Raw genomic sequence first — 26,703 nt, forward strand, 5'->3', positions numbered from 1 at the left:
TGACGGCTCGTTTACTGTCAGTTACCGCGAGATTATGCGATTTTCACGACTTGTTACCGGATTAACCTTCGCGTTTATGCTGCACGCAAACGCTGCGCCCGTTGAAGAATACCGCCAATATCTGCCGGATGGAGCAAACCTGGCGCTGTTGGTACAGAAAATAGGCGCGACCACGCCAGTCATTGATTATCACGGTCAACAGATGGCTTTACCGGCCAGCACCATGAAAGTGGTCACTGCCCTGGCGGCCCTGCTGCAACTGGGGCCGGAGTACCGTTTCCACACCAGCCTGGAGAGTAAAGGCTCGCTGGCGGATGGCACTCTGCGTGGCGATCTGGTCGCGCGCTTTGGCGGCGACCCGACGCTGACGCGCCAGGATCTGCGCAATATGGTCGCGGTGTTGAAAAAACAGGGCGTACAGCATATTCAGGGTAATCTGGTAATTGATACCTCGGTCTTTGCCAGCCATGACCAGGCCCCGGGCTGGCCATGGAATGATATGACCCAGTGTTTCAGCGCCCCGCCAGCGGCGGCCATTGTCGACCGCAACTGCTTTTCAGTGTCGCTGTACAGTTCGCCGCACGCGGGTGATAACGCATTTATCCGTGTAGCATCATATTATCCGGTAAATATGTTCAGCGATGTGCGCACCCTGGCAAAAGGCTCACCGGAAGCACAGTACTGTGAACTGGACGTGGTGCCGGGCGAATTAAATCGTTTTACTCTTACCGGCTGTATGACGCAGCGCAGCGATCCGTTGCCGCTGGCGTTCGCGGTGCAGGACGGCGCCAGCTATGCCGGGGCGATTCTGAAAGATGAGCTACAGGATGCCGGCATTGATTACTCTGGCCATCTGGTGCGGGAAAAACGGCAGAATGCGCCGGGAACGGTGCTGGCGCAAACCCAATCCGCGCCGCTACGCGATCTGCTGAAAACCATGCTAAAAAAATCTGACAATATGATTGCCGATACGGTATTTCGTACCATTGGTCACGAGCGCTTTAGCGTGCCCGGCACCTGGCGCGCGGGGCAGGATGCAGTACGCCAGATCTTACGCCAGAAAGCCAATATTGATCTCGGCAACAGCGTTCAGGTGGATGGTTCCGGCCTGTCACGTCATGATTTAATTTCACCTGCCACCATGATGCAGGTACTACAATATATTGCACAAAACGATCAACAACTTAATATTATATCTATGTTGCCGCTGTCAGGGTACGACGGAACCTTGCGTTATCGCGGTGGTTTACATGAAGCGGGAGTCGATGGCAAGCTCTCCGCCAAAACCGGTTCGCTGCAGGGCGTCTATAATCTGGCAGGGTTCCTGACTACAGCCAGTGGTCAGCGGGTTGCCTTTGTACAGTTCCTCTCAGGCTATGCGGTTCCACCGCAGGATCAGCGCCAGCGCCGCATCCCACTGGTGCGCTTTGAGAGCCGTTTATACAGAGATGTTTACCAAAATAACTGAGTGCTCATGAAAGTACTGATTATTGAAGATGCCGTGCTATTACAAGAAGGTCTCGCCCTGGCCATGAGGGGCGAAGGCCATGCAGTGGATTGCGCAGCCACAGCGGCAGAGGGTGATGCATTGCTGCACAGCGGGCAATACAGCCTGGTAGTGCTCGACTTAGGCCTGCCGGATCGTGATGGTACCGATCTGCTGCGTCAGTGGCGTCGCGAGAAAATCGATCTGCCGGTGCTGATCCTGACCGCTCGCGATACGCTGGAAGATCGCGTCAACGGGCTGGATGCTGGTGCCGACGACTATCTGATTAAGCCGTTTGCGCTGGTCGAGCTGAAAGCACGGGTACGCGCGCTGATCCGTCGCTATCAGGGGCGCAGCGATAATCAGTTGCTGCATGGCGATCTGGCGCTAAACCTCTCGTCGCAGCAGGTGTTTGTCGAGCAGATAGCGGTTGAGATCACCCCCAAAGAGTTCGCGCTGCTGACCCGCCTGTTAATGCGTATTGGTGAAACCGTACACCGTGAAACGTTGCAGCAGGACCTGTACAGCTGGCAGGATGATACCGGTTCAAATACCCTGGAGGTGCATATACATAATCTGCGCCGTAAGCTGGGGAAAGACCGGATCAAAACCGTGCGCGGCGTAGGTTACCGGCTGGAAGAACGCCCATGAATAGTATGCGTCGGCGCTTACTGATTATGCTGGCGTTAATATTGCTGACCTGCCAGTTAATGAGCGCCATCTGGCTGTGGCATGAAAGCCGTGAGCAAATCAGCTTTCTGGTAAATGAAACCCTGACGGCCAATGCCCGTAACGATAATGTAGAAAACGAAATTCGCGAAGCCATCGCTTCGCTGCTATTGCCTTCGCTGGTGATGGTCTGCTTTACGCTGCTGCTCTCTTTCTGGGCCATCAGCTGGATTATTCGCCCGCTGAATTTATTACAGAAAAATCTTGCCGAACGCACTGCCTATAATCTTACGCCTCTGCCGCTCTATTCCGACATGGACGAAATTGTCGCGGTGACCAGTTCGCTAAACCAGTTACTGGGACGTCTTGAACATACGCTGCAACAGGAGCGGCGGTTTACCGCTGATGCCTCCCATGAGTTGCGCACGCCGCTGGCCGGGTTGCGGCTGCATCTGGAGTTGTTGCAACAGGCTGGGGTTAAGCAATCCGGAATGCTGGTGGCACGCATCGATCAGCTGATGCATGTGATTGAACAGTTGCTGATGTTGTCACGCGCAGGTCAGGCGTTAGCCAGTGGTCACTATCAAACCGTCAATCTCAGCCAGGATATTATCGATCCGCTACAGCAGGAGATGAATGAGCTGATGGAACAGCGCGAGCAAACCCTTGCATGGCCAGCGGAAACCTCCCTGACGGTAGAGGGTGATGCGGTTCTGATTCGTTTAATGCTGCGTAATCTGCTGGAAAACGCCTCGCGCTACAGTCCGGTTGGCAGCCATATCAGCGTGCTGCTGGCGGCTCAGGGCGAGGGAGTGGAACTGACGGTGCAGGATGAAGGACCAGGGATCGATGAAAACGCGGCGCAGGATCTCACCAAAGCCTTTCTGCGCATGGATCAGCGCTACGGCGGCAGTGGTCTGGGATTAAATATCGTCGTACGTATCGTACAAATTCATCGGGGCAGGCTGGAGCTGAAAAATCGCCGCGATCGCAGCGGGCTCTCAGCCAACTGCTGGTTACCGAATACCCGTAATTAACGGGGAAAGTGACCTTTCCCCGTTGCCGATCAGAAGTGAGTGTTAAGACTCATATAGAAAGTACGCCCCGACTCGTTATAAGTATTGGCGCCGGCGCCATACATATAAGCATTGGTGGTCGAGCTGCCGGTAGTTTGCGCATTGCCCTCACGGAAATGGCGCTTGTCGAACAGGTTATCGATACCGAGAGTGACGCTGGCGTATTTATTGACATCATAAGTACCGCTCAGGCCAATCACGGAATAGGGACTGACTTCACTCAGCTCAGTTCCGGTTACCGCTTCCCCTTTATAGTTGTACTTCTTCGGCGTCTGACGGCCATACCAGGTCAGGGTGGTTTGCAGCGACAGATCCTGCATCGCCTGCCATGCCAGCGTAGAGTTCAGCGTATATTCAGGAATAATCGACAGACGATCGCCGGTGGTCTTGTTTTTACTCTGCAACATATACGTCAGGTTGTTATTCCAGCTGATGCTCTCGCTAACCGGGATATTAACGGTCCCTTCCAGCCCTTCAACCACCGCTTTAGGTACGTTCTCCCATTTATACACATCTGCCGCCCCCGTATCCGAAGTACCGGAAGGCAGATAGCCTGCTTCAATCTTATTACGGTAATCGTTACGGAACCAGGTAATGCCAGCCTGATAGCCTTCATGCTTATACTCAAGGCCGATCTCTTTGTTAATGCTGGTTTCTGCTTTCAGATCGTCATTACCCATCAAATAGCAGGCGCCGGTACTGGCGGCACAACCCTGACCACGGCTGTACAGCACATAGTTCGGGTTGGTCTGATACAGACTCGGCGCTTTATAAGCACGGGCAATGCCCATTTTCAGCGTGAAATCGTCAGTTAAGCCTTGCGTCAGATTCAGCGACGGGCTCCAGTTATCGCCCACGATGCTATGGTGATCAAAACGCAGCCCCGGCACTAACATGGTGCTGTCAGTCACCTCCATATTGTCTTCCGCAAACAGGGAGAAAATCTCGGCGGAAGAGTAAGGGCTACGGTTGCTGCTGCTGATGCCGTCAATATCTCCGCCGGACAGCGCCTGAGTATTCGACGCGTTATCCTTCATTCGCTGCTGATTCCATTCAGTGCCGATGGTGGCGGTCTGATTCACCAGCAATTCGAAAGGAAGGCTCACCTCACTGTGCAGCAGTACATCATCCAGCTGAATATCGGAGAAATTATCATTGGCGAAGATACCTTCGGTACCGCCCGCCAGCCCTTCATTCATTCGTGAGTTACGGGTATTTTCATACTGAGCGAAGTTTTTGGTACTGACACCATTATCCCAGGCGCCGGTCCAGGTGATGGCAAAGTTCTGACGATACATACGGTTAGTTTCATCGCCATAATGATCCTGCACCAGGGTACTGGTGTTGGTATTTTGCGTATCGCCGGCATACAGGTTGCCCTGACGGCTGTAACCCGCTTCGAACTCCAGCGCCTGCATTGGCGCAAAGGCCCAGCGCAGCAAACCGTTAATATCTTTATTTACCGAACCTTCGCGCCCTGCCGGTACCGTATCAGCATAGGTGCCGGTACGCAGGGACTGATGTCCTTCGTTAATATACTGAGCATCGGCCTGGGTTTTGCTTAAACCACCATACATGCGGAAGCTAACATCATCACCCAGCGGACCGGTAAGGCTAAAGTTAGTACGTTTGGTGGCACCCTCTGCGCTGTGCTGCGGCACATTAAAGTAGGTGTCCCATGAACCATGCCACTGATTACTCTCTTTTTTGGTAATGATATTGACCACGCCGCCGGCAGCACCGTTGCCGTAACGCGCCGCGGCCGGGCCACGGATCACTTCGATATGGTCGATCATTTCTGGCGGTACCCAGTTGCTGTCTCCGCGGGTGTCACGTTCACCACGCCAGCCAAGACGAACCGAATTACGGCTGGTTACCGGCCGGCCATCGATTAGCATCAGGGTATTTTCCGGGCCCATACCACGGATATCGATCTGACGATTATTACCGCGCTGGCCACTGGTGGAGTTACCGGTCAGGTTGACGCCCGGCATGGTACGAATAATTTCTGAGACATCGCGCGCCGGCGGTTTTTTCTTGATTTCATCGGCAGTGATGGTAGAAACACCCGGCGCCTGGAGCGTTTGCTCCGCGGCGGTGACCACCATAGTGCCATCATTGGCATCAGCGCTTTCTGCCGGCGTGACGGCAGCGGTGTTGCCCTCTGCTGCCAGTACTGCAGACGAAAGCGCCGTGGTGACAATACCGAGTTCAATCAAAATTGCTAAAGATAAACGCGAAAGTTTCTTCATTTTATTATCCTGGAAAATCCACACCGTGGATGTGATAACGATGTGACCTCACCAACAATACTGATGTGTAGTGCATCTGAAAGAACGACAAACCCCCTGCCATAACGTGAAAACAGGCAAAACCGTACGCGCCAGTTCAGCACACGCAGCGGGGCCGGCCATGACACTCATTGTTACCAGTTAACAGTGAGCGGCAACACCGTATTGCAAATACAAATAATTATCAATGTCATTATTGATTACATAACTAAACAATTTAGCGCCGCGAAAGCGACAGTTTCAGGGTGTTATCAGCGGAGTAAGCAGGGATATCAGGTTGGGCGCTGGTCGGGCAGCGAGGGGGAGGACAGCTATAGAGTGAGACAGAAAACAACAAACAGGGGCACATAAATGTGCCCCTGAGGTATTAACGCTGATAGATGATTTCGACGCCTTCGTCGTCATCTTCATCCCAGTCGTCATCCCAGTCATCATCGTCTTCAACGGCAGCTTCAGCTTCAGCCAGTTGCTCGCGATGATAGTCGTCCCACATAAATTCGACTTTTTCGGGTTTTTTCTCTTCTTCCGCTGCTTCTTTCGGATGGGCAATGATAAATGACATCACATCCCAGCACAGCGCATTCACACCAGCACGGTTTGCTGCCGAGATCAGATAGTACTTATCTTCCCAGCCCAGCGCTTCCGCAATCGCTTTGGCGCGGGTTGCGGCTTCAGCCTCGTCCAGCAGGTCAACTTTGTTAAACACCAGCCAGCGTGGCTTCTGGAACAGCTTATCGCTATATTTCTCCAGCTCGCCAACAATGATGCGGGCATTTTCTACCGGATCGGATTCATCAATCGGCGCCAAATCGATAAGGTGTAACAGTACACGACAACGCTCAAGGTGTTTCAGGAAGCGAATACCCAGACCCGCACCTTCCGCCGCACCTTCAATCAGGCCGGGAATATCCGCGATCACAAAGCTCTGCTCGCTGTCCATACGCACCACGCCGAGGCTTGGCACCAGCGTGGTAAACGGATAGTCGGCCACTTTCGGCTTAGCAGCAGAAACCGCGCGGATAAAGGTCGATTTACCGGCGTTAGGCAGGCCGAGCATGCCGACGTCAGCCAGCAGCATCAGTTCTAACTGCAGATCACGCTGCTCACCAGCGGTACCCATGGTTTTCTGACGCGGCGAACGGTTAACGGAAGACTTAAAGCGGGTATTGCCCAGTCCATGCCAGCCGCCTTTCGCCACCATCAGCTTTTGCTCATGGCGCGTCATATCCCCGATGGTTTCACCGGTTCCCTGATCGATAATACGGGTACCAACCGGCACCTTGATCACAATATCTTTACCGCGTTTGCCGGTACAGTCACGGCTCTGACCATTCTGGCCACGTTCAGCACGGAAAGATTTCTCAAAACGATAATCGATTAACGTATTGAGGTTTTCATCGGCGACCATATAAACGTCACCGCCATCCCCGCCGTCGCCACCATCGGGACCGCCGTTCGGGATATATTTTTCACGACGGAAGCTTACGCAGCCATTACCGCCGTCACCTGCGACCGCCAGAATCGTCGCTTCATCTACAAACTTCATTTTACTTCTCCGTAAATCATTCGCCCGTTGACCGGAGCGGTGGCACCGGGACGGGTTTGTTCCGCCGAGGCCACAAGCGATGACCAATTGCGGAAAACATGGCGCCAGCCACCACAACCACCGCGCCGATATAACCCAGCAGGTTCAGTATCGGCGTCGCAAAAAAGTCGGGCCAGGCCAGCGATAATAATTCTGAAAACAGCAGCGTAAACAAAGGGGTCAACGTGATCAAAGCGCTGACCTGCGCCGCCTGCCAGCGCGCATAAGCTTCCGCCAGCGTGCCATAGCCGACCAGAGTATTCAGGCCGCAAAACAACAGGCAGGTAAGCTGCCAGCCATTGAGCTGCAGCACTTTAGCCGGCTGCGCCAATGGCAACAATGCTACAGCACATAAAGTGTACAGCAAAAACAGGATTTGCTGTGAGGCAAGACGATGCAGCAGAACTTTTTGCGTCACCCCATAGATGATCCAGACTGCCGCCGCACCGACGCCAAATATTACGCCCAGCGTATAATCCGACAGACGGGTAAAAATTTCGATCAGGCTGGTATTAAAAAACATCACCAGACCACAGATTAAGGTGACTGCACCAATAATCTGGCTCTTATGCATCTTCTCTTTCAGGATCAAGACGCTGGCTATCATCATCCCTGCCGGTGCCAGTTGCGCAATCACCTGCGACGCCGTCGGGCTGAGAAACTTCAGCGAGGAGCTGAACAGAACAAAGTTACCCAGCAAACCGCCGGTGGCAATCAACAGCAATAATGCCCAGCGCGGGCGCAGACAAATATGTACCGGTGGTAGTCGACGTTTTAGGCTCAGAATCACCAGCAGTCCCATCCCCGCCAGTAAAAAGCGGTAAAACACGATGGTAAAGGGATCCATAACCACCAGCACCTGCTTCATCGCGATGGGCAACGAGCCCCAACACATGGCGGTGACCAGCGCCAGTACAATGCCTGTTCCTGCCTGCTGTTTCATGCCGGCCATCCTGCCGTCAGTAAAGACCAGAATGTAAAAAGCCCCGCAACATATGCGGGGCTTATCTTCGTCAGTTAAAGCCGTCTGATACAGTCCGGCTTATGACGCGAAAACCTTACTCAGCAACGATGCTGATATATTTACGGTTGTTCGGGCCTTTAACTTCGAATTTGACCTTGCCGTCTGCAGTTGCAAACAGGGTATGGTCACGACCGCAACCTACGTTGCTGCCTGCGTGGAATTTAGTGCCACGCTGACGAACGATGATGCTACCAGCCAGAACTGATTCGCCACCGAAACGCTTAACGCCGAGGCGTTTTGCATTGGAATCGCGACCGTTACGAGTGGAGCCGCCAGCCTTTTTGTGTGCCATTTGTCAGATCTCCTCTTAGGCGCTGATGCCAGTGATTTTCACATCAGTGAACCACTGACGGTGGCCTTGCTGCTTACGGTAGTGCTTACGACGACGAAACTTAACAATCTTAATTTTCTCGCCACGTCCGTGAGCAACGATTTCTGCTTTAATCAGGCCGCCAGAAACTAATGGTGCGCCGATCTGAACGTCTTCGCCGTTTGCAATCATCAGAACCTGATCGAACTCAATGGTTTCGCCGGTTGCGATGTCCAGCTTTTCCAGGCGAACGGTCTGACCTTCGCTTACTCGGTGTTGTTTACCACCACTTTGGAAAACCGCGTACATATAAAACTCCGCTTTCCGCGCTTGCCTTCTTTTAATATTCAGGCGGCGCTATAAATATTCACAATAGGGCGCGAATTCTACGCAAATTCCCGGCGGTTGACAAGAGTCCAATGCAAAGGATTGCAGAAAAAAAACGCAGCGTGATTGTGGGCGTTTATCCGCCTCGTTTTTCAAGTACAATCTGTAATACATTACTTGCCGCGAGCACGCATAAGGCGCTTATCATGACCCTAAATAATTCGAAAGGCAGGAAAACGGCCCGCCCGCACATCCCCGGGAGCACAGATAACAACTCTGTGGCTGGAGTGAGCGAGTGCAGCCAGCGCACCTGCAGTTTGAAATATGACGGGTATAGCAGTGAACAGAGCGATAGCTGAACAGACTGATGAACTTAGAACAGATAAATGAATTAACCGCGCAGGATATGGCGGCCGTCAACGAGACAATCCTCGAGCAACTGAATTCAGATGTTTCTCTCATCAATCAGTTGGGATATTACATCATCAGCGGAGGGGGAAAACGTATTCGTCCGATGATCGCGGTGCTCGCCGCACGTGCCATCAACTATACGGGCAAGCAGCACGTCACCGTGGCGGCGTTGATCGAGTTTATCCACACCGCGACGCTGTTACATGACGATGTGGTGGATGAATCCGATATGCGCCGTGGTAAAGCTACCGCCAATGCGGCCTTTGGCAATGCTGCCAGCGTTCTGGTGGGCGATTTTATCTATACGCGCGCTTTCCAGATGATGACCAGCCTCGGCTCGCTGCGCGTGCTGGCACTGATGTCAGAAGCCGTTAACGTCATTGCGGAAGGTGAAGTCCTGCAGCTAATGAACTGTAATGATCCCGATATCACCGAAGAGAGCTATATGCGGGTGATCTACAGCAAAACGGCGCGCTTATTCGAGGCAGCGGCGCAATCGTCGGCGATCCTCGCAGATGCCAGCAGCGAACAGGAGAAAGCCCTGCAGGACTATGGCCGCTATATCGGCACCGCTTTTCAGCTGATTGACGATCTACTCGATTACAGTGCAGATGGTCAAACGCTGGGTAAAAATGTCGGTGACGATCTGAGTGAAGGCAAACCGACCCTGCCGCTACTGCATGCGATGCAACACGGTAATGCTGCGCAGGCCGCGATGATTCGCCAGGCGATTGAAGAGGGGAATGGTCGTCATTTACTGGAACCTGTTCTGGAAACAATGCGTCAGTGCGGTTCGCTGAAATGGACACGCGACCGTGCGGAACAGGAAGCGGATAAAGCGATCTCCGCCCTGAAAGCGTTGCCCGAGTCGCCATGGCGCAGTGCGCTGGAAGCGCTGGCTCATATGTCGGTACAACGCGAGTTCTGAGCTGCCCGGGGAGAGCAAACGCGATCCCCGTGCTCCCCCCACCGGCGCCCCCCCCCCCCAGTTATTGCATTCAATTTCATTCCCTCTGCGTACTAAACCACAATTCTCCGCTTTGACTGAAAACTTACTGGAAATTTATGGAAATAAATTGCTATAAAATAGCCAGTTACCTCATTCAGCGTGGTACTGAGTTTAATAAATGGACTTTATAAATGGAGGATTGTTTATGCCAACAAGGAATAAAGACTGGCACCCGGCGGATATTATTGCCGCATTACGCAAACGTGGAACTTCGCTTGCCGCAGTTTCTCGTCAGGCTGGGCTAAGTTCTTCAACATTAGCCAACGCGCTAACCCGCCCCTGGCCAAAAGGAGAATGGCTGATTGCCGAGGCCATTACCATCCACCCGGCGGTTATCTGGCCCAGTCGCTATTATGATCAGGATACGCAAGAGCTGATCGATCGTAAAAAGCTGATGCGCAATAACGATCAATAAATCACTCTGAATCAGCCAGCCAGGCTGATGATTTTATTCGTAACCCGCACCACAGTTGATCCATACCCCGGTTCACGGCAGTCGCTTTTTGCGCCTGCCGTGATTTTAACCCGCCGGGCGTGGGCTGGTTTCAGGTGAAAGTGCGGGGATGTCAGACTGGATGACAGGTCGCGAAAAAATGGAAATGACACCTACCCCACATGATGCGCTATTTAAACAATTTCTCACCCAGGCAGACACCGCCAGGGACTTTCTGCAGATCCATCTACCCGCAAAACTGCTGCAGTATTGCCAGCTGGATACCCTACAGCTGGCATCAGGCAGTTTTATTGAAAAGGATCTGCGGGCGCTTTACTCAGATGTACTCTACTCACTGAGGACGGATAGTGGCGATGGCTATATCTACTGTCTGATTGAACACCAGAGTTCTCCGGATAAGCATATGGCCTTGCGGCTGATGCGCTATAGCCTGGCAGCGATGCAGCGGCATCTTGATCAAGGCCACAACAGGATACCGCTGGTTATCCCAATCCTGTTCTATCACGGCCAGCACAGCCCATATCCATATCCGATGAACTGGCTACAGTTATTTGATAATCCGCAACAGGCCAGGGAGCTTTTTAACGAAAACTTTCCCCTGGTTGACGTTACGGTGATCCCTGATAACGAAATTATGGCTCACAGGCGGGTAGCGTTACTTGAGTTTATGCAGAAACACTGCCGTCGCCAGCATGATATCGCCGGCTTTTTTGAGCAACTGGCCACGCTGCTACAGAGTGGTTACAATACCAAAGAGCAAATAATGCTATCCATTACCTACCTGCTACAGGTGGCAGAGGCAGAAGAGGCGGTAGCCTTTATACGGAAGCTGGCACAACATTCACCGCAACATAAGGAGGAACTGATGACGATTGCAGAAGCACTGCGCTATGAAGGACGGCAGGAAGGACATCAGGAAGGAATGGAGCTGGGTAAACAGCAGGAGAAACTGAGAATTGCCCTGGCGCTGCTCGCAAACGGGCTGGAAGCATCGTTGGTGATGAAAACCACGGGCCTGACACCCGATGAGCTACAACAACTCCGTCACTAACTCAATGGCAAACTAAAACCGGATTGCCCATAGTATATGGGCAATCCAGCTGAGATTTATTCGCCGCTAATGCGTTGAATATTGGCACCCAGCGCCATCAGCTTATCTTCGATATGCTCATAGCCACGATCGATATGGTAAATACGATCCACAATCGTGGTGCCTTCCGCAATACAACCCGCCAGCACCAGGCTTGCCGAAGCGCGTAAGTCAGTTGCCATTACCTGTGCGCCGGACAGTGTCTCGGTACCGTAGCAAATCACGGTATTGCTCTCGATTTCGGCATGCGCGCCCATACGAATCAGCTCCGGCACATGCATAAAGCGGTTTTCGAAGATGGTCTCGGTAATTACGCCGGTACCCTCAGCAACCAGGTTCAGCAGGGTGAACTGTGCCTGCATATCGGTCGGGAAACCAGGATGTGGCGCAGTGCGCAGCGTTACCGCTTTCGGACGCTTGCCATGCATATCCAGGCTGATCCAGTCGGCGCCGGTCTCAATTTCCGCCCCCGCTTCACGCAGTTTGGCCAGCACCGCGTCCAGCGTTTCCGGTCGGGTATTGCGACACAGCACTTTACCGCGCGAAATAGCCGCGGCCACCAGGAAGGTGCCGGTTTCGATGCGATCGGGCAGCACCCGATATACACCGCCACCTAAACGCTCGACGCCTTCGATAGTAATACGATCGCTACCCGCGCCGCTGATTTTCGCCCCAAGGGTATTGAGGAAATTAGCCGTATCGACAATTTCCGGCTCACGCGCAGCATTCTCAATAATAGTGGTACCGGTAGCCAGGGTGGCAGCACTCATAATGGTGACCGTCGCGCCAACGCTGACTTTATCCATCACGATATGTGCGCCTTTCAGGCGGCCATCAACGGAAGCTTTAACATAGCCCTCTTCCAGTTTAATTTCCGCGCCCAACTGCTCCAGGCCAGAGATATGCAGATCGACCGGACGAGCACCGATGGCACAGCCACCCGGCAGGGAAACCTGCCCCTGACCAAAACGCGCCACCAGCGGGCCCAGCGCCCAAATGGATGCACGCATGGTTTTCACCAGGTCGTAAGGTGCACAGAAGATATTAACGTCGCTGGCATCGATATGTACCGAGCCATTACGTTCGGTTTTTACACCAAGCTGGCTGAGCAGCTTCATAGTGGTATCAATGTCCTTCAGTTTCGGGACATTCTGAATCTCTACCGGCTCCTCCGCCAGCAGAGCGGCGAACAGGATCGGCAACGCGGCGTTTTTAGCTCCGGAGATTGTCACTTCACCACTCAGCCGGGTTGGACCCTGTACACGAAATTTATCCATTGCAACTGCTCTCTGTTGTCAGAAACTTAAACGGCTGTCCGCCGGCTTTCACGTGCAAGCCACGCCGGTACAGCTTAAAAACCGTTTAACTTACGGTCGCGCGCCCACTCTGCAGGCGTGTAGGTTTTTATCGACACCGCATGAATGCGATTATCGGCAATATATTCCATCAGTGGCGCATACACTGCCTGCTGCTTTTTTACACGGCTTAGTTCCGCAAACATCTCACCAACAGCAACCACCTGAAAATGGCTGCCATCACCCGTGACATGAACTTCTTCTAACGGTAACGCGCTCATTAGCACAGACTGAATTTCACTATTTTCCATGAGGCTCTAATTCGCTTGATAATAAGTGGACAGTAAACAGTGTGACATAGTAGAGGAAACGGCATTTATCTTAAACAAGCAAAAAGCCCCTGATGTCTCAGAGGCCTGGTCAGTAAAAGTGCTTATCCCTAAGACTCAGCAGGGGAAACAATGATTTGCTGCAAATTATACAGGGTAATTAACGACAGCAATTTATCGGTAACCCCAGTAAAAAGCGGCGTTTTCCCCTGTTGTTGCAGGATCTGTCGCAGATGGACCAGCAATGCCAGCCCGGCAGAATCGACCCGATCCAGCGCCGACACATCAATGGTATCGATGGCGCTGCTCAGGGTTTCACGCTGCTGCCATAACGCCAGCAGCGTCTCCCGATCCAGCTCGCCTTGTAAGCGCAAGGTTGAGGCTTCAACCTGCCAGCTCAGTAGTTCGGTCATTTTTTCTGCTGATCCAGCGTAATTCGCTGCACCGCATAGGATTTCAGCTGCTCAGTCAGACCATCAATCCCTTTCTGGCGCAGCGTATCACTCCACTCATTCTGTTTGGTGGTGATCATGCTGACACCTTCAGCGATCATGTCATACGCCTGCCAGTCACCGGTGCGGGTATTTTTACGCCACTGGAAATCAAGACGTACCGGCGGGCGACCGTTAGGGTCAACAATAGTGACGCGAATGGCCAGAATACTGGCGTCGCCCAGTGGCTGTTCAGGCGCAATCTGGTAGGTCTGGCCGTTATACATTGCCAGTGCCTGACCATAAGCCTGTTCAAGGTAGGCGCCAAAGGCATTAAAATAGGCGTCGCGCTGAGCGGGCGTCGCATCTTTATAGTAACGACCTAAAACCAGCGCGCCGGCATATTTAATCTGCACATAGGGCAGCAACTCTTCGCGCACAATTTGGCGCAGGTAATCAGGGTCCTGCTTAATTTTTTGTTGTTCATTTTTCAGACGGGTGAAGGTTTTTGTCGCCGCTTCATCCATCAGTTTGTAAGGGTTGGTTTGATCGGCTGCGGTAGCCGCCAGCGGCACAATTGCCAGCATTGCCACCATTAATAAACGTTTAAACATGCACTATGACCTCTTATGGTTGTTCAGGTACTGCAGCAGCTGGTGCGGAACCCGCAGCCGGGGCTTTCTGCTGTTGCTTATTTTTATCAGCGCTGTCGCTGCTCTTATACAGGAACTGTCCGATCAGATCCTCAAGCACCATGGCGGATTTGGTATCCTGCAGCGTATCGCCATCTTTCAGCGTCGCGGTACCCATTTCCGCATCGTCAAAACCGATATTCAGGGCTAAAAACTGCTCGCCGAGCAGCCCTGAGGTGCGAATCGCCAGTGAACTGGTATCAGGAATATCATTGTATTGATCTTCAATATCAAGACTTACGCGCGGCAAATAGGTTTTGGGGTCGAGACTGATATCACTGACACGGCCAACCACCACACCGCCAATTTTTACCGGCGAATTTTTTTTCAGGCCACCGATATTGTCAAAGGTGGCATACAGTCGCCAGGTTGGCTGCGCTCCCAGTGATTGCACATCTGCAACGCGCAGACAGAGAAACACAATGGCGGCCAACGCCAGCAGCATAAACACGCCTACCCAAATTTCACTTTTCTTGCTTTGCATTGAATCATTTCCCAAACATCAGTGCCGTCAGCACAAAATCTATACCGAGCACCGCCAGTGATGAATGCACGACTGTGCGCGTTGTCGCCCGACTGATCCCTTCCGAGGTAGGAATAGCGTCATAACCGTTAAACAGCGCGATCCACATCACCGCAAGGGCAAATACGGCGCTTTTAATCACACAGTTGATGATATCTGTGCGGAAATCGACCGCGCTCTGCATCGCCGACCAGAAGAAGCCACTGTCGATCCCCTTCCAGTTAACGCCCACCAGTGAACCGCCCCAAATGCCGATGGCGGTAAAAATCAGCGCCAGCAATGGCATGCTGATAAAGCCAGCCCAGAAGCGCGGTGAAATCACCCGCCGCAGGGGATCGACCGCCATCATCTCCATACTGGAAAGTTGCTCAGTGGCTTTCATCAGGCCGATTTCTGCAGTAAGTGCCGAGCCGGCACGACCGGCAAACAGCAACGCGGTAACCACCGGCCCCAGTTCACGCAGCAGCGATAACGCCACCAGCATGCCAAGGCTGTTTTCCGCGCTATAGGTCGTCAAAACCAGATAGCCCTGTAACCCCAGTACCATGCCGATAAACAGGCCGGATACCATAATAATCAACAATGAAAGCACGCCAACGCTGTATAGCTGTTTAATCAGCAGCGGCGCATGTTTACGAAACTCAGGTTTGCCTGCGAGGGCATGGAACAGCATCAGTCCGGCACGACCAAAAGAAGCAAAAGTATTAATGCCCTGTCGCCCGAATGATGCCAGCGCACGTAGTAACATCAGTTAGTTAGCTCCCTGAACCGATTAAATCGGTAAGGTAATCCCCTGCGGGAAAACGAAATGGCACCGGTCCGTCAGCAATGCCATCAATAAACTGGCGCACTCGCGCATCCTCATTTTCGTTCAGATCGCCCGGCGTCCCCTGGGCGATAACTTTTTGTCCCGCAACAATATAGGCGTAATCCGCAATGCTCAATACCTCTGGCACATCATGTGAAACCACGATGCAGGTCACCCCCAGTGAATGGTTGAGTTCATCAATCAATTTCACCAGCACTCCCATAGTGATCGGGTCCTGACCGACAAACGGCTCATCAAACATAATCAGTTCAGGTTCGAGCGCAATGGCGCGCGCCAGTGCGGCGCGACGCGCCATACCGCCAGAGAGCTCTGAGGGTTTCAACCAGGCGGCGCCGCGCAGGCCTACCGCTTCCAGTTTCATCATCACCGTACTGTGCAGCAGCGCTTTCGGCAGGTGAGTATGTTCACGCAACGGCCAGGCGACATTTTCATAGACCGTTAGATCGGTAAACAGTGCGCCGGACTGGAACAACATGCTCATTTTTTTACGCGTTTCATACAGATGGGAACGTGAAAGTGTTGGAATATTCACGCCATTAAACCAGATTTCACCGGCATCCGGTTGTAGCTGACCGCCAATCAGACGCAGCAGTGTGGTTTTACCAATGCCTGAAGGACCCATAATCGCGGTCACTTTTCCTTTTGGCACCGTCAGCGAGATGTTGTCGAATATCGGTCGGTTACCGCGCGAAAAACTGACTCCGCGCACATCCACCAAATTCGTTGCCGTCTGGCTCATCGTTAACCCTTCCCAAGTTTTCAGGCATATTAATTTACCGCCGATGGTAGCGTATTGCAGGCGGCGGCGGCCATTTTTACAGAAACTTACCGCTAAAGTGTCGCAATAACTGCCATCGGCGGTATACGCAATCGCTGCTGCCAGCATTATCGGGCACAGCCTTATTTTACTTTTTGCTCCCAGGCCGTCAAAATCACTGCCATTCTCTGTGTTTCACGCCTTAACGTCGAATCAGGCAAGCCGACGATTATACCCGATCAAAGGACTCTTCATGCTTTTAGCTACGGCACTATTAGTTATCGGTTTAGTTTTACTGGTCTATGGTGCAGATCGTCTGGTGTTTAGTGCCGCTATTTTATGTCGTTCGTTAGGCGTTCCGCCGTTAATCATTGGTATGACCGTGGTTGGCATCGGCACCTCGCTGCCGGAAATGATTGTCTCCTTCTCTGCCGCCAGCCATGGCCAGATGGATATCGCCGTGGGAACCGCAATGGGTTCCAATATCACTAATATCCTGTTGATCCTCGGTGGCGCGGCGCTGCTCCACCCGTTAACGGTACACTCGAACCTGGTGCGGCGCGAACTGCCGCTGATGCTACTGGTGACCTTACTCTGTGGTTTTATGCTGTTTGATGACCACCTGAGCCGCATTGATGGCGTGGCGCTGATCGCCATCGCGGCGGTTTATCTGGCATTTATTATTAAAATTGCGCGTCGCGCCGAACGTGACAATAACGATACCCTTACCCGCGAGCAACTGGCGGAACTGCCGCGCGATGATGCCGGCAACACCGTGGCTTTTCTCTGGCTGGCAGTCGCGCTGATTATTTTGCCGATGTCGACGCGTATGGTTATCGACAATGCCACGGTGATTGCTGACTATCTCGGCGTCAGCGAGTTGGTGATTGGTTTAACCATTATTTCGGTCGGCACCAGCCTGCCGGAACTGGCAACGGTGATCGCTGGCGCGCTAAAAGGCGAAGATGATATCGCCATCGGCAATCTGATTGGCTCGAACATTTATAATTTAGCCATCGTGCTGGGGATCCCGGCGCTGGCGCATCCGGGCACCATTGATGTCAACGCCTTTGCGCGTGACTACTGGGTGATGCTTGGCGTCAGCGCACTGTTTACACTTATTTGTCTGCAGCGTAGTCGCCGTATCGGGCGGGCTGCCGGCATGCTGTTACTGTGTGGTTTCATTGGCTGGGTAGCGACACTTTATCTGCTACCGAACAGCTCAATCTGATTGAAAGGACTGAACATAATGTCGCATATCAACCTTGAACCCGGATTCGACTTCCAGCAGGCAGGAAAAGAGGTTCTGCAGATAGAACGTCAGGGTCTTGAAGAGCTCGACCAGTATATCAACGCCGATTTTAGCCGTGCCTGTGAAATGATGTTCTATTGCCATGGCAAAGTAATCGTCATGGGCATGGGGAAATCAGGCCATATTGGTAGAAAAATGGCAGCCACCTTTGCCAGCACCGGTACTCCGGCATTTTTCGTCCATCCGGCCGAAGCCAGCCACGGCGATCTCGGCATGGTAACCCCGAATGATATCGTTATTGCCCTGTCCAATTCCGGTGAGTCGGCTGAAATCCTCGCGCTGATCCCGGTGCTGAAACGTCAGCATGTGCCGCTAATTTGCCTTACCAGCCGCCCGGAGAGTGCCATGGGGCGTGCGGCGGATATCCATTTATGCGTCAAAGTGCCGCAGGAAGCCTGTCCGCTGGGACTGGCGCCGACCTCCAGCACCACTGCGGCGTTAGTCATGGGCGATGCCCTGGCGGTCGCGCTGCTGAAAGCGCGTGGCTTTACGGCGGAGGATTTCGCGCTCTCCCACCCTGGCGGCGCGCTGGGCCGTAAACTATTGCTGCGCGTCGCGGATATTATGCACGGTGGCGATGAAATCCCTCATGTCAGTAAAGAGGCATCGCTGCGCGATGCGTTGCTGGAGATCACCCGCAAGAATCTCGGTATGACGGTGATAGTCAACGACCTGATGAAGATCGAAGGGATCTTCACCGATGGCGACTTGCGTCGGGTGTTTGATATGGGTATCGACTTCCAGCATGCCTCGATTGCCAGCGTCATGACCCATGGCGGCATTCGCGTGCGACCTAATATGCTGGCGGTCGATGCGTTAAATTTGATGCAAACCAAACACATTACCGCAGTGATGGTTGCCGATGGCGACCAATTGCTGGGTGTGGTACATATGCATGACATGCTGCGCGCCGGCGTAGTCTGAAAAGGAAACCAGTAACAATGAGCCAGACAGAGGCAGTCGTCGATACCTGCTACGGTGCAGTCAGCCATGAGGTGATGGCGCGAGCCAAACAGATCCGCCTGTTGATATGTGATGTGGATGGCGTAATGTCCGATGGCGTGATCTATATGGGCAATAATGGTGAAGAGCTGAAAGCTTTTAACGTACGCGATGGCTATGGTATTCGCTGTTTGCTGACCTCGTCGGTAGAAGTCGCTATTATAACCGGCCGCAAAGCCAAACTGATGGAAGATCGCTGTAAGACTTTAGGCATTACGCATCTTTACCAGGGACAGTCGGATAAGCTTTTGGCCTTCAGCGAACTTCTGGATAAACTGTCGCTAAACCCGGAGCAGGTTGCCTATATCGGTGATGATTTGATCGACTGGCCAGTGATGGCGAGGGTGGGATTAAGCGTGGCCGTCGCGGATGCACATCCGATACTGTTGCCGCGCGCTGATTATGTTACCCGCATCGCTGGCGGTCGTGGAGCGGTGCGCGAAATTTGCGATCTGATTTTGATCGCCCAGGATAAGTTTGATGACGCCAAAGGGCAATCTGTATGAGTAAAACCAGGCGTTGGATCACGCTGTTACTGGCTCTGATTGCCATTGTGCTGGTCGGCTGGAATCTGACGGGCAATGACGATCAGGAGCAGGTTGCCAGTAACAATCAGGAACCGACCTATACCAGTGCCAATTCCAGTACCGTGGTCTACAACCCGCTGGGCGGCCTGAATTATAAGCTGGTATCGGATAAGGTGACCTACTTTGCCGCGGATGAAGTCAGCTGGTTTGATAATCCCATTATGACCACCTACGACGAAAACAAAGTGCCAACATGGTCAGTGCGCTCAGATAAAGCCAAACTGACGAAGGACCGTAAACTCTATCTGTATGGTCATGTCGAAGTGAATAGTCTTACCCAGGACTCTCAACTTGAGCGAATTAAAACCGATAATGCTCAGGTAAACCTGGTCACTCAGGATGTCACATCGGAAGACCAGGTCACCCTTTATGGCCGCAGCTTTAACTCTACCGGTATGAAGATGCGTGGAAATTTGCGGACGAAAACTGCCGAGTTGCTTGAAAAGGTCAAAACCTCTTATGAAATTCAAAATGCATCACAACCACAGTCTTAAGTTACTGCTTATCGGCGCACTGTTCGCCGCCAGCCTTCCCGCCTTTGCTCTGACTGGCGATTCAGATAAGCCGGTCAATATTGATTCGGAAAATCAGGCTCTTGATATGCAGGGCAACGTGGCAACCTTTACCGGCAAAGTTATCGTCACCCAGGGCACCATTAAAATTACTGCGGATAAAGTGGTGGTCACACGCCCGGGCGGCGATAGCAGCAAGACTATCGTTGACGCCTGGGGCGAACCGGCGACTTTTTACCAGATGCAAGACAACGGTAAACCGGTACAGGGCCATGCGCAGAAAATGCACTATGAACTGGCGAAAGATCTGGTTGAGCTCACCGGTAATGCTTACCTTGAACAACTTGATAGCAATGTGAAGGGCGATCGCATCACTTATTTGGTGAAAGAGCAGAAGATGCAGGCCTATGGCAACAGTGGCAAACGCGTGACTACCGTACTGGTACCTTCGCAGCTGCAGGACAAAGGCACGCCGTCTAACGGTCAAAAAAAGAGTAACTAATTCGTTATGGCAACATTAATCGCTGAAAACCTGGCGAAGGCCTATAAAGGCCGTCGTGTGGTGGAAGATGTCAGTCTGCAAGTTAAGTCTGGCGAAATCGTGGGTTTGCTGGGGCCAAACGGCGCCGGTAAAACCACCACCTTTTACATGGTGGTGGGCATTGTGCCGCGCGATGCAGGCCGCATTGTCATCGACGATGAAGATATCAGCATTCTGCCGCTGCACGCCCGTGCGCGCCGTGGCATCGGCTATTTGCCGCAGGAAGCCTCCATTTTCCGGCGTCTCAGCGTCTACGATAACCTGATGGCAGTACTACAGATTCGTGAAGACTTAACCAGCGAGCAACGCGAAGACCGTGCGAAAGAGCTGATGGAAGAGTTTCATATCGAACATCTGCGCGACAACATGGGTCAGTCGCTCTCCGGTGGTGAACGTCGCCGTGTGGAAATCGCACGTGCGCTGGCCGCCAATCCGAAATTTATCCTGCTGGATGAGCCCTTCGCCGGCGTCGACCCGATCTCGGTAATTGATATAAAAAAAATTATCGAGCATCTGCGTGACAGCGGGCTGGGTGTTTTGATTACCGACCACAACGTCCGCGAAACGCTGGCGGTGTGTGAGCGGGCGTATATTGTCAGTCAGGGGCATCTGATTGCCCATGGGACCCCTGAAGAAGTACTGGCTGATGAACAAGTTAAGCGCGTCTATTTGGGTGAAGAGTTCAGACTCTGATATGGTGTTTGTTTCACGCATGTTTTCTTAGGAATTTGTATCCTGAATATGAAGCAAGGTTTGCAACTCAGGCTTAGCCAACAGCTAGCGATGACGCCGCAATTGCAGCAGGCCATTCGTTTGCTGCAACTTTCTACGCTTGAACTCCAGCAGGAAATACAGCTGGCGCTGGAAAGCAACCCATTGCTTGAGCAAACCGACATCCATGAAGAGATTGACGCGCGCGAATATCAGGAGAGTGAAGCTCTTGATACCCGCGAAGCGCTTGAACAGAAGGATATGCCGGAAGAGCTACCGCTTGATGCAACCTGGGATGAGATTTATACCGCAGGTACCCCCTCAGGTACCGGTACCGATTATCATGACGAAGAACTGCCGGTTTATCAGGGCGAGACCACTCAGACACTGCAGGACTATCTGATGTGGCAGGTTGAACTGACCCCCTTTACCGATACCGATCGGGCTATCGCCACCTCAATCGTCGATGCGATTGACGACACCGGCTACCTTACCGCCAGCCTCGAAGAGATCCGCGACAGCATTGGTGATGAAGATCTGGCGATGGATGAAGTGGAAGCGGTGCTGAAACGTATCCAGCGCTTTGATCCGATCGGCGTTGGCGCCCGCGATCTGCGCGATTGTCTGCTGGTTCAGCTGTCCCAATACCCTGCTGATGCGCCGTTGCTGAAAGAAGCGCGTTTAATCGTTAGTGAGCATCTCGATCTGCTGGCCAATCATGATTTCCGCAGCCTGATGCGCGTCACCCGGCTGAAGGAAGAGGTACTGAAAGGCGCGATGATGCTGATCCAGTCACTCGATCCGCGTCCAGGCCAGTCGATCAATACCAGCGAGCCGGAATATGTTATCCCGGACGTGCTGGTGCGTAAAATCGGCGTTCGCTGGGTAGTCGAACTGAATGCGGACAGCGTGCCACGCCTGAAAATCAACCAGCATTACGCCTCACTCGGTGGCGGCACCCGCAACGACAGCGATACCCAATTTATCCGCAGCAACCTGCAAGAAGCCAAATGGCTGATTAAGAGCCTGGAAAGCCGCAATGACACCTTACTGAAGGTGACGCGCTGCATTGTGGAACAACAACAGGCCTTTTTCGAACAGGGCGAAGAATTTATGCGTCCGATGGTGCTGGCAGATATTGCCTCCGCCGTCGATATGCATGAATCAACAATCTCGCGCGTGACCACCCAGAAGTACCTTCACAGTCCGCGTGGCATTTTTGAACTGAAGTATTTCTTCTCCAGCCATGTGAATACCGAGGGCGGAGGCGAAGCCTCTTCCACCGCGATCCGCGCCCTGGTGAAGAAACTTATCTCGGCGGAGAATCCCGCTAAACCGCTAAGCGACAGCAAGTTAACTACCATGCTATCTGAACAGGGCATCATGGTGGCGCGACGCACTGTGGCAAAGTACCGAGAGTCTTTATCCATCCCGCCTTCAAACCAGCGCAAGCAATTGGTTTGATCTGAACTGAGAAGGAAGACACTATGCAGCTAAATATCACAGGGCAACATGTTGAGATCACTGAACCGTTACGCGATTTCGTGAATAGCAAATTTGCCAAACTGGAACAATATTTTGATCGAATAAATCAGGTCTATATTGTTCTGAAAGTTGAAAAGGTCACCCAGGTGGCTGATGCAACGCTGCATGTGAATGGAGGAGAGTTGCACGCAACCTCGGAAGCGGTGGATATGTACGCGGCAATTGACGGGTTAATTGATAAACTCTCCCGGCAGCTGACCAAACATAAAGACAAGTTAAAACAACACTAATTCACCTTTGCTCGATCGGTAACTGGACAAAGGCCCGGGGCGAATTGATTCGCCCCATTTGATATGGCAGGGGAAACGTCCCGCTGCCTTACTCCCGGCGCCAGGCCAACAGCACAGATTGCCGGCAATAAATAGCTGCTTTTCCCGACGGATGACGAGTAAAGTAAGATGATGAGCCAGCATAAGTGAACACGTAAGTGAAACTATGATGAACAATGATATAACACTGGAATTAAGCTCTGTTCTGAGCGTTGACTGCACCCGCAGCGGCGTACACTGCCAGAGCAAAAAGCGGGCGCTGGAAATTATCAGCGAGTTGGCAGCCAAACAGCTGAACCTTCCGCACCAGACCATCTTTGAAGCGATTCTGACTCGCGAACGTATGGGGAGTACCGGCATCGGTAACGGTATCGCTATACCGCACGGTAAACTGGAAGAGGATACCCTGCGCGCGGTGGGCGTGTTTATCCGCCTTGATCAGCCTATTGCTTTTGATGCCATTGATAATCAGCCTGTGGATCTGCTGTTCGCCCTGCTTGTGCCGGCCGATCAGTGTAAAACGCATTTGCATACGCTATCACTGGTGGCGAAACGTCTGGCGGATAAAACCGTTTGTCGCCGCTTGCGCAGTGCGCAAAGCGATGAAGAGCTGTACCAGATCATTACTGAGAGTCAGGAAGAGAACCACTCTGGCCAATAGATTTCGGGTTGCAGGAAGGCGGTAAGCGAGTGAATCTCCCAGCGACTGAGAGCAATAGGTCACTGGAGTGCAAGACACCTGCGACTTGAAAGATGAAAGGTATAAGATTTTTGCACGGCTGTTCGGTCGTTCTAATCGGGAGAATATTTAATGGTGCTGATGATCGTCAGCGGTCGTTCTGGTTCAGGCAAATCGGTTGCACTGCGCGCACTGGAGGACATGGGTTTTTACTGTGTCGATAACCTGCCGGTAGTGTTACTGCCTGAATTAGCGAACTCACTGGCCGATCGCAACATATCTGCGGCGGTCAGCATCGATGTACGTAACATGCCGGAATCGCCTGAGGTTTTTGAGAAGGCGCTGAACAGTCTCCCTGACAGCTTTTCGCCGCAGCTACTGTTTCTTGATGCCGATCGTAACACCCTGATCCGGCGTTACAGCGATACGCGACGTCTTCACCCGCTCTCCAGTAAAAATTTGTCGCTGGAGAGCGCCATTGATGAAGAGAGCGATCTGCTGGAGCCGTTACGCTCGCGTGCCGATCTGATTATCGACACCTCAGAGATGTCAGTGCACGAACTGGCTGAGATGCTGCGCACGCGACTGCTGGGTAAACGCGAACGTGAGCTGACCATGGTGTTCGAATCCTTCGGCTTTAAACACGGTATTCCGATTGATGCCGACTATGTGTTCGACGTACGCTTTTTGCCGAACCCGCACTGGGATCCGAAACTGCGTCCAATGACCGGTCTAGATCGCCCGGTAGCGGCGTTTCTCGATCGCCATACCGAAGTGCATAACTTTATCTATCAAACCCGCAGTTACCTTGAGCTCTGGCTGCCGATGCTGGAAACCAATAACCGCAGCTACCTGACGGTGGCAATTGGCTGTACCGGTGGCAAACACCGTTCAGTCTACATTGCGGAGCAGCTGGCAGATTATTTCCGTTCACGTGGTAAAAATGTTCAGTCTCGCCATCGCACGCTGGAAAAACGTAAATCATGACCGTAAAGCAAACTGTGGAAATTCAAAACCGGCTGGGCATGCACGCGCGCCCGGCGATGAAGTTGTTTGAATTGGTACAAAGTTTCGACGCCGAGGTTTTGCTGCGTAACGAAGCCGGTACCGAAGCGGAAGCCAGCAGCGTGATAGCGTTGCTGATGCTGGATTCAGCAAAAGGCGGGCATATTGAAATTGAAGCCAGCGGACCCGATGAAGAGAAGGCCCTGATGGCGGTTATCGAGTTGTTTAATGCTGGTTTTGACGAGGATTAAACCTGCGTCCGCGCGGCATAAATGCCTCCATGATGGCCGGTGCAAATCATTGAGACGGGAGGCATAAATGCCTCCATCATGGCCGGTGCAAATCATTAAGACGGGAGGCATAAATGCCTTCATGATGGCCGGTGCAAATCATTGAGACGGGAGGCATAAATGCCTTCATGATGGCCGGTGCAAATCATTGAGACGGGAGGCATAAATGCCTTCATGATGGCCGGTGCAAATCATTGAGACGGGAGGCATAAATGCCTCCCCTACGGGGCCGCCGACCATATCAATTCAGTTTATGCTCGCGTAAAAATTCTTCGCCGCCCAGCTGGTGCATCTGGCGCATAATCCATTGCTGCCGCTGCCGCACATAGCCTGACGGCGCAGCGGCGTTAAAACGCAGCGGGTTCGGCAGCACTGCCGCCAGCAATGCCGCTTCTGACTGCGTCAGCTTGCTGGCAGGTTTATGAAAATAGCGCTGCGCGGCGGCTTCCACCCCAAACACCCCCTCACCAAATTCCGCAATGTTCAGATAAACCGTCAGCACACGCCGCTTGGTCCATACGACCTCAATACCCAGCGTTAACCCGGCTTCCAGACCTTTGCGCAACCAGCTGCGGCCATCCCAGAGAAACATATTTTTCGCCGTCTGCTGCGACAGGGTAGAAGCACCACGGATGCGCCCGGAACGCTCGTTATGATCCAGCGCCGAGGCAATCGCGTCCATATCAAACCCCCAGTGGGTCGGAAACTTCTGATCCTCAGCGGCCATTACCGCCAGCGGCATCGCCGGAGAAATATCATCCATCGCCACCCAGTCAGAGTGAGCAACATAAGCGAAATCACCCTGCAGCCACGCACCGAGCTGACGTTCAACCATCACCGCCGAAAAAGGTACTGGCAGAAAGGCAAACAGTACAATACCGGCGACCCACAAGCCCAGCACGCCGGATACCACACGCAGAGACCAGAATTTCAGCTGCTGTAATAGCTTCCCTTTGTTTATTCTCATGCAATCATATCCACTGCCATCTCGTTAACCGTGCAGAAATGCGGTATACCGCCCACCGCTTCAATCGGTTCAGCACCCATAGAATCGGTTCCAGGAATAACCTCAGGCTGAACCGCGCAGCGCCGAAAAATCAGTGCCGCCATACCCCAGACAAAGCCAATTGGTTTGCCCTGCTTATAAATTTCATCGGTAAGTTTTTGCAAAGTTGCAACATTATCGCACTTTTTATCCGCTACAGCGAAGCGACTGAGCTTTTTGTCCGCCTCAAAGCACCCTGGTACGATGAGTCTGTTTAGCTGAACGGAGTCAGCTTGATCGGCTGCTAAAATGTTTGCTGTGATAATTGGCAATGAATCCTCTAAAACGCTGCGCAACTTCGCCATATTTTTACCGATAATATGATTTATTACAGTAGGTTATAACCTTAACTCAACAAAGTAAATTGCCCCATCCCGGCGCGCCCGGCCACCACCTGGCTCAGGATCGACTCGTCAATTTTACGGCCGGAAAAAACACCACAATCGATCAAAATTACGCCAACATAGCGTGCAAATTGATTCCTTTCTTGACTGTGTTGGCAAATTAATGTTTTCTGTGTGGAAACGCTGCTCCACATCACACATTTTAATGAATCTTGTAACAACTTTTGCTGGATTTGCTAAGGTGTCTCTGAGCGTTTTAACCAATACCGAGCC

The 26,703-nt window shown here is 52.5% G+C and carries 31 protein-coding genes; 17 read left to right on the forward strand and 14 right to left on the reverse strand.

Going from position 1 to position 26,703, the window contains the following annotated elements; all coding sequences use genetic code 11:
* The first annotated feature begins 34 nt into the window (after window positions 1-34).
* From dacB to pmrB, 3 genes are read left to right on the forward strand one after another with little or no spacing between them, the layout of a single operon-like run.
* Window positions 35-1,468, forward strand: coding sequence for a serine-type D-Ala-D-Ala carboxypeptidase (gene dacB / locus JWF83_RS02180; RefSeq protein WP_413648308.1), 1,434 nt, complete (start codon window positions 35-37; stop codon window positions 1,466-1,468).
* A 6-nt stretch (window positions 1,469-1,474) separates the two neighbouring features.
* Complete coding sequence (gene pmrA / locus JWF83_RS02185) at window positions 1,475-2,137, forward strand: two-component system response regulator PmrA (protein WP_413648310.1); 663 nt, start codon at window positions 1,475-1,477, stop codon at window positions 2,135-2,137.
* Window positions 2,134-3,192, forward strand: a complete 1,059-nt coding sequence (gene pmrB / locus JWF83_RS02190) for a two-component system sensor histidine kinase PmrB (RefSeq protein ID WP_413648311.1) — start codon at window positions 2,134-2,136, stop codon at window positions 3,190-3,192. Before pmrA ends, pmrB begins: the two co-directional genes overlap by 4 nt.
* Window positions 3,193-3,221: 29 nt before the next feature.
* Here pmrB and JWF83_RS02195 read toward each other — a convergent pair whose 3' ends face one another.
* From JWF83_RS02195 to rplU, 5 genes are all read right to left on the reverse strand, one after another.
* Window positions 3,222-5,483 (reverse strand): TonB-dependent siderophore receptor, encoded by a 2,262-nt coding sequence (locus JWF83_RS02195; protein WP_413648313.1) that lies wholly within the window; start codon window positions 5,481-5,483, stop codon window positions 3,222-3,224.
* A gap of 406 nt (window positions 5,484-5,889) precedes the next feature.
* A complete protein-coding gene (gene cgtA, locus JWF83_RS02200) occupies window positions 5,890-7,068 on the reverse strand; it encodes an Obg family GTPase CgtA (RefSeq protein WP_413648314.1) in 1,179 nt (392 codons plus the stop codon).
* A gap of 16 nt (window positions 7,069-7,084) precedes the next feature.
* Window positions 7,085-8,050 (reverse strand): DMT family transporter, encoded by a 966-nt coding sequence (locus JWF83_RS02205; RefSeq protein ID WP_413648315.1) that lies wholly within the window; start codon window positions 8,048-8,050, stop codon window positions 7,085-7,087.
* 115 nt (window positions 8,051-8,165) lie between these two features.
* Window positions 8,166-8,423 carry a 50S ribosomal protein L27 gene (gene rpmA / locus JWF83_RS02210; protein WP_009092448.1) on the reverse strand — a complete coding sequence of 86 codons (258 nt, stop codon included), beginning with the start codon at window positions 8,421-8,423 and terminating at the stop codon, window positions 8,166-8,168.
* A 15-nt stretch (window positions 8,424-8,438) separates the two neighbouring features.
* A complete protein-coding gene (gene rplU, locus JWF83_RS02215; protein WP_413648316.1) occupies window positions 8,439-8,750 on the reverse strand; it encodes a 50S ribosomal protein L21 in 312 nt (103 codons plus the stop codon).
* A gap of 385 nt (window positions 8,751-9,135) precedes the next feature.
* On the opposite strand from rplU, the gene ispB reads away from it, so the two are divergent.
* The 3 genes from ispB to JWF83_RS02230 all read left to right on the forward strand — a co-directional run bounded on the left by ispB (window position 9,136) and on the right by JWF83_RS02230 (window position 11,693).
* On the forward strand, window positions 9,136-10,107 hold the full coding sequence (ispB, locus tag JWF83_RS02220; RefSeq protein ID WP_413648318.1) for an octaprenyl diphosphate synthase: 972 nt from the start codon (window positions 9,136-9,138) through the stop codon (window positions 10,105-10,107).
* Window positions 10,108-10,333: 226 nt separating this feature from the next.
* Complete coding sequence (locus tag JWF83_RS02225) at window positions 10,334-10,603, forward strand: helix-turn-helix domain-containing protein (RefSeq protein WP_413648319.1); 270 nt, start codon at window positions 10,334-10,336, stop codon at window positions 10,601-10,603.
* 160 nt (window positions 10,604-10,763) lie between these two features.
* Window positions 10,764-11,693, forward strand: coding sequence for an Rpn family recombination-promoting nuclease/putative transposase (locus JWF83_RS02230; protein ID WP_413648442.1), 930 nt, complete (start codon window positions 10,764-10,766; stop codon window positions 11,691-11,693).
* Between the two features lie 56 nt (window positions 11,694-11,749).
* On the opposite strand, the gene murA is transcribed toward JWF83_RS02230, so the two are convergent.
* The 7 genes from murA to mlaF form a co-directional block, all read right to left on the reverse strand.
* Window positions 11,750-13,009: a UDP-N-acetylglucosamine 1-carboxyvinyltransferase gene (murA, locus tag JWF83_RS02235; protein ID WP_413648321.1), complete on the reverse strand. Its 1,260-nt coding sequence runs from the start codon at window positions 13,007-13,009 to the stop codon at window positions 11,750-11,752.
* A gap of 74 nt (window positions 13,010-13,083) precedes the next feature.
* Window positions 13,084-13,338 carry a BolA family iron metabolism protein IbaG gene (ibaG, locus tag JWF83_RS02240; protein WP_017801452.1) on the reverse strand — a complete coding sequence of 85 codons (255 nt, stop codon included), beginning with the start codon at window positions 13,336-13,338 and terminating at the stop codon, window positions 13,084-13,086.
* Window positions 13,339-13,466: 128 nt separating this feature from the next.
* Window positions 13,467-13,769, reverse strand: a complete 303-nt coding sequence (gene mlaB, locus JWF83_RS02245) for a lipid asymmetry maintenance protein MlaB (RefSeq protein ID WP_413648323.1) — start codon at window positions 13,767-13,769, stop codon at window positions 13,467-13,469.
* Window positions 13,766-14,401: a phospholipid-binding protein MlaC gene (gene mlaC, locus JWF83_RS02250; RefSeq protein ID WP_413648324.1), complete on the reverse strand. Its 636-nt coding sequence runs from the start codon at window positions 14,399-14,401 to the stop codon at window positions 13,766-13,768. The genes mlaB and mlaC overlap by 4 nt, the downstream gene beginning before the upstream one ends.
* 13 nt (window positions 14,402-14,414) lie before the next feature.
* Window positions 14,415-14,963, reverse strand: coding sequence for an outer membrane lipid asymmetry maintenance protein MlaD (mlaD, locus tag JWF83_RS02255; protein ID WP_413648325.1), 549 nt, complete (start codon window positions 14,961-14,963; stop codon window positions 14,415-14,417).
* A gap of 4 nt (window positions 14,964-14,967) precedes the next feature.
* On the reverse strand, window positions 14,968-15,750 hold the full coding sequence (mlaE, locus tag JWF83_RS02260) for a lipid asymmetry maintenance ABC transporter permease subunit MlaE (protein ID WP_413648326.1): 783 nt from the start codon (window positions 15,748-15,750) through the stop codon (window positions 14,968-14,970).
* 7 nt (window positions 15,751-15,757) lie between these two features.
* On the reverse strand, window positions 15,758-16,570 hold the full coding sequence (gene mlaF / locus JWF83_RS02265; RefSeq protein WP_413648328.1) for a phospholipid ABC transporter ATP-binding protein MlaF: 813 nt from the start codon (window positions 16,568-16,570) through the stop codon (window positions 15,758-15,760).
* A gap of 271 nt (window positions 16,571-16,841) precedes the next feature.
* On the opposite strand from mlaF, the gene JWF83_RS02270 reads away from it, so the two are divergent.
* The 11 genes from JWF83_RS02270 to npr all read left to right on the forward strand — a co-directional run bounded on the left by JWF83_RS02270 (window position 16,842) and on the right by npr (window position 25,002).
* Complete coding sequence (locus JWF83_RS02270) at window positions 16,842-17,819, forward strand: calcium/sodium antiporter (protein ID WP_413648329.1); 978 nt, start codon at window positions 16,842-16,844, stop codon at window positions 17,817-17,819.
* Between the two features lie 18 nt (window positions 17,820-17,837).
* Entirely contained in the window at window positions 17,838-18,824 is a 987-nt protein-coding gene (kdsD, locus tag JWF83_RS02275) for an arabinose-5-phosphate isomerase KdsD (RefSeq protein ID WP_413648330.1), read from the forward strand.
* 17 nt (window positions 18,825-18,841) lie between these two features.
* Window positions 18,842-19,408: a 3-deoxy-manno-octulosonate-8-phosphatase KdsC gene (kdsC, locus tag JWF83_RS02280; protein WP_413648331.1), complete on the forward strand. Its 567-nt coding sequence runs from the start codon at window positions 18,842-18,844 to the stop codon at window positions 19,406-19,408.
* A complete protein-coding gene (gene lptC, locus JWF83_RS02285) occupies window positions 19,405-19,983 on the forward strand; it encodes an LPS export ABC transporter periplasmic protein LptC (RefSeq protein WP_413648332.1) in 579 nt (192 codons plus the stop codon). The genes kdsC and lptC overlap by 4 nt, the downstream gene beginning before the upstream one ends.
* The gene (lptA, locus tag JWF83_RS02290; RefSeq protein WP_413648333.1) at window positions 19,949-20,503 is read left to right on the forward strand and encodes a lipopolysaccharide ABC transporter substrate-binding protein LptA; all 555 of its coding nucleotides are present in this window, start codon (window positions 19,949-19,951) and stop codon (window positions 20,501-20,503) included. Before lptC ends, lptA begins: the two co-directional genes overlap by 35 nt.
* A gap of 6 nt (window positions 20,504-20,509) precedes the next feature.
* Complete coding sequence (gene lptB, locus JWF83_RS02295; protein ID WP_413648335.1) at window positions 20,510-21,235, forward strand: LPS export ABC transporter ATP-binding protein; 726 nt, start codon at window positions 20,510-20,512, stop codon at window positions 21,233-21,235.
* A gap of 48 nt (window positions 21,236-21,283) precedes the next feature.
* Entirely contained in the window at window positions 21,284-22,717 is a 1,434-nt protein-coding gene (gene rpoN / locus JWF83_RS02300; RefSeq protein ID WP_413648337.1) for an RNA polymerase factor sigma-54, read from the forward strand.
* Between the two features lie 23 nt (window positions 22,718-22,740).
* Window positions 22,741-23,028 (forward strand): ribosome hibernation promoting factor, encoded by a 288-nt coding sequence (gene hpf / locus JWF83_RS02305; protein ID WP_413648339.1) that lies wholly within the window; start codon window positions 22,741-22,743, stop codon window positions 23,026-23,028.
* A 208-nt stretch (window positions 23,029-23,236) separates the two neighbouring features.
* On the forward strand, window positions 23,237-23,728 hold the full coding sequence (gene ptsN / locus JWF83_RS02310) for a PTS IIA-like nitrogen regulatory protein PtsN (RefSeq protein ID WP_413648444.1): 492 nt from the start codon (window positions 23,237-23,239) through the stop codon (window positions 23,726-23,728).
* Window positions 23,729-23,878: 150 nt separating this feature from the next.
* On the forward strand, window positions 23,879-24,733 hold the full coding sequence (rapZ, locus tag JWF83_RS02315) for an RNase adapter RapZ (protein WP_413648341.1): 855 nt from the start codon (window positions 23,879-23,881) through the stop codon (window positions 24,731-24,733).
* Complete coding sequence (gene npr, locus JWF83_RS02320; RefSeq protein ID WP_413648342.1) at window positions 24,730-25,002, forward strand: PTS phosphocarrier protein NPr; 273 nt, start codon at window positions 24,730-24,732, stop codon at window positions 25,000-25,002. Before rapZ ends, npr begins: the two co-directional genes overlap by 4 nt.
* Before the next feature lie 280 nt (window positions 25,003-25,282).
* On the opposite strand, the gene mtgA is transcribed toward npr, so the two are convergent.
* Window positions 25,283-26,008: a monofunctional biosynthetic peptidoglycan transglycosylase gene (gene mtgA / locus JWF83_RS02325; RefSeq protein WP_413648344.1), complete on the reverse strand. Its 726-nt coding sequence runs from the start codon at window positions 26,006-26,008 to the stop codon at window positions 25,283-25,285.
* Window positions 26,005-26,391: a hypothetical protein gene (locus JWF83_RS02330; protein ID WP_413648345.1), complete on the reverse strand. Its 387-nt coding sequence runs from the start codon at window positions 26,389-26,391 to the stop codon at window positions 26,005-26,007. Before JWF83_RS02330 ends, mtgA begins: the two co-directional genes overlap by 4 nt.
* Window positions 26,392-26,703 lie beyond the last annotated feature (312 nt).

This window comes from Pantoea sp. B65 (assembly GCF_047308185.1).
In the GTDB taxonomy this organism is placed as follows: domain Bacteria; phylum Pseudomonadota; class Gammaproteobacteria; order Enterobacterales; family Enterobacteriaceae; genus Erwinia.

Coding starts and splice junctions, on each gene's coding strand:
- JWF83_RS02205 (WP_413648315.1), bottom strand. CDS start 8,050: ATGAAACAGCAGGCAGGAACAGGCATTGTACTGGCGCTGGTCACCGCC.
- ptsN (WP_413648444.1), top strand. CDS start 23,237: ATGAACAATGATATAACACTGGAATTAAGCTCTGTTCTGAGCGTTGAC.
- JWF83_RS02195 (WP_413648313.1), bottom strand. CDS start 5,483: ATGAAGAAACTTTCGCGTTTATCTTTAGCAATTTTGATTGAACTCGGT.
- pmrA (WP_413648310.1), top strand. CDS start 1,475: ATGAAAGTACTGATTATTGAAGATGCCGTGCTATTACAAGAAGGTCTC.
- dacB (WP_413648308.1), top strand. CDS start 35: ATGCGATTTTCACGACTTGTTACCGGATTAACCTTCGCGTTTATGCTG.
- JWF83_RS02230 (WP_413648442.1), top strand. CDS start 10,764: ATGACAGGTCGCGAAAAAATGGAAATGACACCTACCCCACATGATGCG.
- npr (WP_413648342.1), top strand. CDS start 24,730: ATGACCGTAAAGCAAACTGTGGAAATTCAAAACCGGCTGGGCATGCAC.
- ispB (WP_413648318.1), top strand. CDS start 9,136: ATGAACTTAGAACAGATAAATGAATTAACCGCGCAGGATATGGCGGCC.
- murA (WP_413648321.1), bottom strand. CDS start 13,009: ATGGATAAATTTCGTGTACAGGGTCCAACCCGGCTGAGTGGTGAAGTG.
- rapZ (WP_413648341.1), top strand. CDS start 23,879: ATGGTGCTGATGATCGTCAGCGGTCGTTCTGGTTCAGGCAAATCGGTT.
- lptB (WP_413648335.1), top strand. CDS start 20,510: ATGGCAACATTAATCGCTGAAAACCTGGCGAAGGCCTATAAAGGCCGT.
- kdsD (WP_413648330.1), top strand. CDS start 17,838: ATGTCGCATATCAACCTTGAACCCGGATTCGACTTCCAGCAGGCAGGA.
- rpoN (WP_413648337.1), top strand. CDS start 21,284: ATGAAGCAAGGTTTGCAACTCAGGCTTAGCCAACAGCTAGCGATGACG.
- rpmA (WP_009092448.1), bottom strand. CDS start 8,423: ATGGCACACAAAAAGGCTGGCGGCTCCACTCGTAACGGTCGCGATTCC.
- mlaB (WP_413648323.1), bottom strand. CDS start 13,769: ATGACCGAACTACTGAGCTGGCAGGTTGAAGCCTCAACCTTGCGCTTA.
- kdsC (WP_413648331.1), top strand. CDS start 18,842: ATGAGCCAGACAGAGGCAGTCGTCGATACCTGCTACGGTGCAGTCAGC.
- mlaC (WP_413648324.1), bottom strand. CDS start 14,401: ATGTTTAAACGTTTATTAATGGTGGCAATGCTGGCAATTGTGCCGCTG.
- JWF83_RS02225 (WP_413648319.1), top strand. CDS start 10,334: ATGCCAACAAGGAATAAAGACTGGCACCCGGCGGATATTATTGCCGCA.
- cgtA (WP_413648314.1), bottom strand. CDS start 7,068: ATGAAGTTTGTAGATGAAGCGACGATTCTGGCGGTCGCAGGTGACGGC.
- mtgA (WP_413648344.1), bottom strand. CDS start 26,008: ATGAGAATAAACAAAGGGAAGCTATTACAGCAGCTGAAATTCTGGTCT.
- hpf (WP_413648339.1), top strand. CDS start 22,741: ATGCAGCTAAATATCACAGGGCAACATGTTGAGATCACTGAACCGTTA.
- mlaF (WP_413648328.1), bottom strand. CDS start 16,570: ATGAGCCAGACGGCAACGAATTTGGTGGATGTGCGCGGAGTCAGTTTT.
- ibaG (WP_017801452.1), bottom strand. CDS start 13,338: ATGGAAAATAGTGAAATTCAGTCTGTGCTAATGAGCGCGTTACCGTTA.
- rplU (WP_413648316.1), bottom strand. CDS start 8,750: ATGTACGCGGTTTTCCAAAGTGGTGGTAAACAACACCGAGTAAGCGAA.
- lptC (WP_413648332.1), top strand. CDS start 19,405: ATGAGTAAAACCAGGCGTTGGATCACGCTGTTACTGGCTCTGATTGCC.
- mlaE (WP_413648326.1), bottom strand. CDS start 15,750: ATGTTACTACGTGCGCTGGCATCATTCGGGCGACAGGGCATTAATACT.
- JWF83_RS02330 (WP_413648345.1), bottom strand. CDS start 26,391: ATGGCGAAGTTGCGCAGCGTTTTAGAGGATTCATTGCCAATTATCACA.
- mlaD (WP_413648325.1), bottom strand. CDS start 14,963: ATGCAAAGCAAGAAAAGTGAAATTTGGGTAGGCGTGTTTATGCTGCTG.
- JWF83_RS02270 (WP_413648329.1), top strand. CDS start 16,842: ATGCTTTTAGCTACGGCACTATTAGTTATCGGTTTAGTTTTACTGGTC.
- pmrB (WP_413648311.1), top strand. CDS start 2,134: ATGAATAGTATGCGTCGGCGCTTACTGATTATGCTGGCGTTAATATTG.
- lptA (WP_413648333.1), top strand. CDS start 19,949: ATGAAATTCAAAATGCATCACAACCACAGTCTTAAGTTACTGCTTATC.